The following is a 6,893-nucleotide window of genomic DNA, read 5'->3' on the forward strand; positions in this document are numbered from 1 at the left end:
CGGGCCGCGATCAACGCTCCGACGACCCAGCCGACGTTGTCGGTATGGTGGACGCCCGGCTTGAGCCCCGACTTCCTGCTGGCCTGCGCGGAAGGCGTCAAGACCGGCGTCGGCTTTCCGGCCTGGTTCAACACCGAGGTCTATCTCAAGCACGAGCTGGGCCGCAATCCCCAGCTCGGCCTGGGGTTTATCCGCAAATACGCGGCCATGGGCGGCTGCACCGAGCCCGTCCTCGAAGGATGCAGCTACGGCGTCGTTCAGCCGGGCTTCATCAACCACGTCAAGCTCCTGGAGCTGGCCTTGAACGGCGGCCGCGATCCGCGCACCGGGATCGTCCTGGAAGAGCGGCCGGTGCCCGAGGATCTGGCCTCGCTCGAGGCCGAGTACAAGCGCTTCCTGGCGCTGGCCATCCGCCGCTGGCAGGAGTATTGGAACGTGGTCATGGAAGCCCACGCCCGGACCGTGCCTTTGATCTTCTGCTCGGCCGCCGTGCGCGACTGCATCGAGCGCGGCCGCTCCATGGACCGCGGCGGCGCCTTGAACATCGCGACGCCGACGACCCTCAGCTCCGGTCTGGTCAACGTCGTCAACGCCCTGGCCGCGGCGAATGTCGTGTGCGGCGACGGCGGCATGCCGCTGGCCGGACTGCGGGCCGCTCTGGCCGCGGACTGGAAGGGGCACGAGCTCCTGCGGCGCAAGGTGCTCGACGCCCCCAAGTGGGGCAACGACGAGCCGGCCGCGGACGCGATCATGCGCGGGCTGTGGGATTTCTACTGCGACACGGTCGAAGCCGGGCCGAACTATCTCGGCGCCCATTACGACCCAAGCATGCTGGCCATCTCGACCATGACCCCGTTCGGTAAGGCCTGCGGGGCGACCCCCGACGGCCGAGTCGCCGGAGAGCCCGTAGCCGACGGCGTGACCTCGCCGCATCCCGGGACCGACCGCCGCGGCCCGGCGGCCGTTCTCCGCTCGGCCCAAAAAGTGGACCACAGCCGCATCCGCGGCGGCCTGCTGAACCTGAAGTTCCACCCGTCGGCCCTGCGCGGCACGGACGGGTCGCTGAAGCTCCTCCAGCTTATACGCACCCTGTTCGAGACGCAGACGGCCTTCCAGGTCCAGTTCAACGTCGTGGACGGCCGCATGCTGTGCGACGCCCAAGCCCATCCCGAGGCCTACCGCGACCTGATCGTCCGGGTGGCCGGCTTCAGCGCCTTCTTCGTCGAGCTCCAGAAATCCGTCCAAGACCAGGTCATCGAGCGGACGGAGCACGCTTTATGACGGCGATTTCCGCGCCGGTCTTCGACATCCAGACTCTAGCCACGCGCGACGGACACGGCCTGCGCACGCTCGTCTTCCTGCAGGGTTGCCCCTTGCGCTGCACCTGGTGCTCCAATCCCGAAGGCCAGGCGGATCGGCCGCAGCTTCGCTGGCGGAGGGCGGTGTGCACGGGGGACATGGCTTGCCTGGCCGCTTGCCGACACGGCGCTGTCCACATTGTCCGCGTAGGAGACGCGAAGAACGCCATCCCCGTCTTCGACCGCGACCTGTGCGCGCAGTGCGACGATCACGCCTGCGTCGGGCAGTGTCCCGCCGGAGCGCTGGTCCTGGCGGACCGGCGGATGGCGGCCGACGAGCTTTGCGCGGAGCTGATGAAGGACATCCGCCTCTTCTGGAACACCGGGGGCGGCCTGACCTTCGGCGGAGGCGAACCGCTTCTCCACCCCGATTTCGTGGCCGAAGTCGCCGTCCGGATTCGGCGCTACGGCATCGGCACGGCTATAGAAACATGCGGCGAATGGGATTGGGCCAAGGCGGAACCTGCTCTAGCCGCCGCAGAGAGAATCTTCTTCGACCTGAAGACGCTCGACAGGGAAACGCATCGCCGCGTCACGGGCCGGTCGAACGAAAATATTCTGGCCAACCTGAAGCGGCTGGCCGCCATGGCGCCGGAGAAGGTCGTCGTAAGCCTGCCGCTTATCCCGGGCCTTGGCGACATCGTCGAGAATACGCGCGCCATCGGCGGATTCTTGCGGTCCCTCGGCCTCGGCCGAGTCCGCCTTCTGCCCTATCACCGGATGGGCATCGGCAAATACGGATCGCTGGGGCGGATCTATCCCCATCAGGCCTGGGACGGCGATCTGGACCCATCGCTCGTCGCGGCGGCGCGGGACGTCCTCGCCGGCCTGGGCTTCGAAGTGACCGTTGAGGGTTGAGACCATAAAGCATAATTAGAGGGTTACGTATGGTGCCCTCTTGTTCTATCGAACAAGAGGACTGCAAAGCCCGTCCCCCTATTTTTCTTGAGTCGCCCGCGGTGAACGGCTATAATAAGCCGATTTTTTACGGAGCCCCATCTCTTGAAAGCGGTCCTGGTCCTCGAAGACGGCAGCGTCTGGCCCGGCGAAGGCTTCGGCGCTTTCGCCAAGGTCTCGGGGGAAGTCGTTTTCAATACCGGCATGGTCGGCTACCCGGAATCGATCACCGATCCCTCCTACCACGGCCAGATCCTCTGCCAGACCTATCCCCTGATCGGCAACTACGGCGTCTCGCCCAAATCCTTCGAGTCCGACAAGCCCAAGATCTGGGGCTACATCGTCAGCGAGATCTGCCAAATCCCTTCCCACGCGTCCTCTGAGAAGAACGTCGACACTTGGCTGAAGGAAAACGCCATCCCCGGCATCGCCGGCATCGACACCCGGGCCCTGACCAAGAAGCTACGCGTCCACGGCGTCATGCTGGGCATCCTCGAGACCTACTACACCAAAGCCGACCTGGCCGCCCTGCGCCGCGAAGCCCGGATGATCGCCGACCCCAACAAGCGCCATCTGGTCGGCGAGGTCACCGTCAAGCGGATCAAGGTCTACAACAAGAACAAGAAAAAGTGCCTGGTCGTCATCGACTGCGGCATGAAGCTCGCCATCCTGCAGAGCCTGCTGCGGCGCGGCGTCAAGGTCGTCCGGGTCCCCGCCGATACGCCGTTCGAGAAGATCATGGAATACGCCCCCGCCGGGATTCTCATCTCCAACGGGCCGGGTGACCCCAAGCAGTGCGCGGCCGTGATCGCCACCCTGCGCCGACTGATGGCCGAGAGCCTGCCGACGTTCGGCATCTGCCTGGGCAACCAGCTCCTGGCCTTGGCCGCCGGCGCCAATACATACAAGCTCAAGTTCGGCCACCGCGGCCAGAACCAGCCCTGCCTGGAAGAAGGGACCCGGCGCTGCTACATCACCAGCCAGAACCATGGCTTTGCGGTCGACATCGAGACTCTGCCCAAGGGCTGGGTCCCCTGGTTCCGCAACGCCAATGACGGCACCAACGAGGGCATCCGCCATCGCAGCAAGCCCTTCCGCAGCGTCCAGTTCCACCCCGAGGCCGCCCCGGGACCGACGGATACCGATTTCCTCTTTGACGACTTCCTGGAGAGCCTGCCGTGAGCCGCGTCTCCAAAGTCCTCCTGCTCGGCTCGGGCGCTCTCAAGATCGGCGAGGCGGGCGAGTTCGACTACAGCGGCTCGCAGGCCATCAAGGCCCTCAAGGAAGAGGGGCTCGAAGTCGTTTTAATCAACCCCAACATCGCCACCATCCAGACCTCGGAGTTCCTGGCCGACCGCATCTACTTCCTGCCGGTGACCCCCGACTTCGTGGAGAAGGTCATCGCCCGGGAAAAGCCGGACGGCATCCTGCTCTCTTTCGGCGGCCAGACGGCGCTCACCTGCGGGGTGGCCCTGGCCAAATCCGGGGTTCTGGAGCGCCATCATGTCGCCGTTCTCGGCACACCGATCTCCGTCATCGAGGACACCGAGGACCGCGAGCGCTTCAACGCCCGACTGGCCGAGATCGGGCTCAAGTCGCCGCGGGGCCTGGCCGCCTCGACCATCGAGGACGGCCTGCGCATCGCCAGGGCCATCGGCTATCCGGTCATGGCCCGGGTGGCCTTTGCCCTGGGCGGCCGCGGCAGCGGGCTGTCGCAGAACGAGACCGAGCTCAAGGAAGCCCTTAAGCGGGCCTTCGCCCACGCCTCCCAGGTCCTGATCGAGGAATACCTGGAGGGCTGGAAAGAGGTCGAGTACGAGGTCGTCCGCGACGTCGACGACAACTGCGTCACCGTCTGCAACATGGAGAACTTCGACCCGATGGGCATCCACACGGGCGAGAGCATCGTCATCGCCCCCTCGCAGACGCTGACCAACGAGGAGTACCACCGCCTGCGCGAGATCGCCATCCGGGCCGTCCGCCACTTGGGCATCATCGGCGAGTGCAACATCCAATACGCCCTCCACCCGCGGACGGGCGACTACCGGATCATCGAGGTCAACGCCCGGCTGTCGCGCAGCTCGGCCCTGGCTTCCAAGGCCACCGGCTATCCGCTGGCTTTCGTCGCCGCCAAGCTCGTCCTCGGCCAGGCCCTGCCCGATCTGCTCAATTCCATCACCAAGAAGACGACGGCCTGTTTCGAGCCGGCCCTGGACTATCTGGTGGTCAAGATCCCGCGCTGGGATTTGAAGAAGTTCCGCCGGGTATCCAAAAAGATCGGCTCCGAGATGAAGTCGGTCGGCGAGGTCATGGCCATCGGCCGCAGCTTCGAGGAGGCCCTCCAGAAAGCCACTCGAATGCTCCAGATCGGCGTCTACGGGGTCGTCGGCAACGACAGCTACTCCTTCGAGGACCTCGAGCTCGAGCTCAAGCACCCCACCGACGAGCGTTTGTTCGGGATCGCCGAGGCCCTCAAGAAGGGCTGGACCGTCGACCGCATTCATCACTTGACCAAGATCGACCGCTGGTTCATCACCAAGATCAAGGCCATCGTCGATCAGGAGGCCGAAGTCCGCGGCCGCGCTCTGGCCGCCCTGTCCCGCGACGTCCTGACGGCGGCCAAGAAGAAGGGCTTCTCGGATAAGCAGATCGCCATCCTGACCGGCTCGCGCGAGAGCGAGGTCCGAGCCCGCCGCGAGCGGCTCGGCATCCGGCCGGCCGTGAAACAGATCGACACCCTGGCCGCCGAGTACCCGGCCCGGACCAACTACCTCTATACGACCTACCACGGGACCGAGGACGACGTCCGCTTCGAGCGCAAGAACAAAAAGGTCATGGTCCTCGGCTCCGGCTCCTACAGCATCGGCTCTTCGGTCGAGTTCGACTGGTGCTGCGTCTCGGCCGTCCTGGCCCTCAAGCGCCTGGGCTGCGAAACGCTGATGGTCAACTACAACCCCGAGACCGTCTCGACCGACTACGACATCTGCGACCGGCTGTACTTCGAGGAACTGAGCTTCGAACGGGTTCTGGACATCTACAAGCGCGAGAACCCGCGCGGCATCGTCCTGTCCATGGGCGGCCAGATTCCCAACAACATCGCCATGAAGTGCCACAAGGCCGGCCTGCGGATACTGGGCACGTCGCCCGAGTCGATCGACACGGCCGAGAACCGCTTCAAGTTCGGCCGGCTGCTGGATTCGCTGGGCATTGATCAGCCCGAATGGAAGGAGCTCCGCTCCGTGCGCGAGGCCCGGGCCTTCGCCCGCGGCGCCGGCTATCCGGTCCTGGTCCGCCCGTCCTACGTGCTCAGCGGGGCGGCCATGAGCGTTGTTTTCGACGAGAAGGACATGGAGACCGTCCTCAAGCGGGCGGCCCGGGTCTCGCCCAAATACCCCGTCGTCATCAGCAAGTTCATCCTCAACGCCAAGGAGATCGAGCTCGACGCCGTGGCCAAGGACGGGAAGATCGTCGCTTCGGCCGTCGTCGAGCACATCGAGAACGCCGGCGTCCACTCGGGGGACGCGACCATGGTTCTGCCGCCCCAGAAGACCTACATCGAGACCATGCGCAAGGTCCGCGAGACGGGCCGCAAAATTGCTGCGGCCCTGCGCATCACCGGGCCGTTCAACATCCAGTTCATCGCCAAGGACAACGCCGTCAAAGTCATCGAATGCAACCTGCGGGCCTCGCGCTCCTTTCCCTTCGTCTCCAAGGTGACCAAGGTCAACTTCATCGACCTGGCGGTGGAGGCCCTGCTCGGCCGGACGCCCCACTGCTCCAAATCCACGCTTGACCTCAACTACGTCGGCGTCAAGGCCCCCCAGTTCTCGTTCTCGCGGCTCAAGGGCGCCGACCCGACGCTCGGCGTCGAGATGGCCTCGACCGGCGAAGTGGCCTGCCTGGGCGAGGACGCGGCCGAGGCGTTGCTCAAGTCGCTCCTCTCGGCCGGTTACACGCTGCCCCGCAAGACCATCCTGCTCAGCATCGGCTCGCGGGCCGACAAGCAGAAGTTCCTGCACGCGGCCGAGCAATTGCGGGATCTCGGCCTGACCATCTACGCCACCGCCCAAACTTCACTCTTTCTCGGCCAGCACGGCATCGCGACGACACTGCTGCACAAAGTCCACGAACGCCGCACGCCCAATATCCGCGACTTCCTGCGCGAGCGCAAGATCGACTTCGTCATCTCGGTGCCCGACCCTTCGCGCAAGGCCGCTTTCGACAGCGACTACGAGCTGCGCCGGATGGCGGTCGACTTCTCGATCCCCCTCCTGACCAACATCCAGATCGCCGACCTCTTCGTCCACGCCCTGGCCCAGAAGAAAATGCCCGACCTGCTGATCAAGCATTGGGCCGAGTACGAATAGGCCGCCCCTCGAAAAAAAGTTCTTCTCCCATCTCCGGGAAACATTTGCGGTTCGGGGTGTCGGCCAACGGCCAGGCTTTGCGCGGTCCTCGACGGGACGATTGCCTCAACGGTCCCCGCGAGGGCGAAACCGCGAAGGAAAAGCTTTTTATTCCGAAGGCGCACAACACTTTTATTCTCATTGATATCACCACCCCTACCCCGCCTTCGAAGGCGGGGATATGTTAGCGCCTTCGGCTGCATGTGCCGAGGGCTGTTTGAGCACGCGACCA

General features: G+C 64.9%; 4 protein-coding genes. All 4 read left to right on the forward strand.

Annotated features, from left to right (window positions below; genetic code table 11):
- The coding region (locus NTZ26_04110) for a formate acetyltransferase (protein ID MCX6559676.1) at nucleotides 1–1,281 on the forward strand (1,281 nt) is incomplete at its 5' end.
- Nucleotides 1,278–2,216, forward strand: coding sequence for a glycyl-radical enzyme activating protein (locus tag NTZ26_04115; protein MCX6559677.1), 939 nt, complete (start codon nucleotides 1,278–1,280; stop codon nucleotides 2,214–2,216). The genes NTZ26_04110 and NTZ26_04115, both read left to right, overlap by 4 nt.
- Before the next feature lie 144 nt (nucleotides 2,217–2,360).
- Entirely contained in the window at nucleotides 2,361–3,437 is a 1,077-nt protein-coding gene (carA, locus tag NTZ26_04120; protein ID MCX6559678.1) for a glutamine-hydrolyzing carbamoyl-phosphate synthase small subunit, read from the forward strand.
- Entirely contained in the window at nucleotides 3,434–6,622 is a 3,189-nt protein-coding gene (gene carB / locus NTZ26_04125) for a carbamoyl-phosphate synthase (glutamine-hydrolyzing) large subunit (GenBank protein ID MCX6559679.1), read from the forward strand. Before carA ends, carB begins: the two co-directional genes overlap by 4 nt.
- Nucleotides 6,623–6,893 lie beyond the last annotated feature (271 nt).

The organism is Candidatus Aminicenantes bacterium (assembly GCA_026393855.1).
Lineage (GTDB): Bacteria > Acidobacteriota > Aminicenantia > Aminicenantales > UBA4085 > UBA4085.

Bases quoted from the DNA above. Each gene is read 5' to 3' on its own strand.
- NTZ26_04115 (MCX6559677.1), top strand. From the start codon at position 1,278: ATGACGGCGATTTCCGCGCCGGTCTTCGACATCCAGACTCTAGCCACG.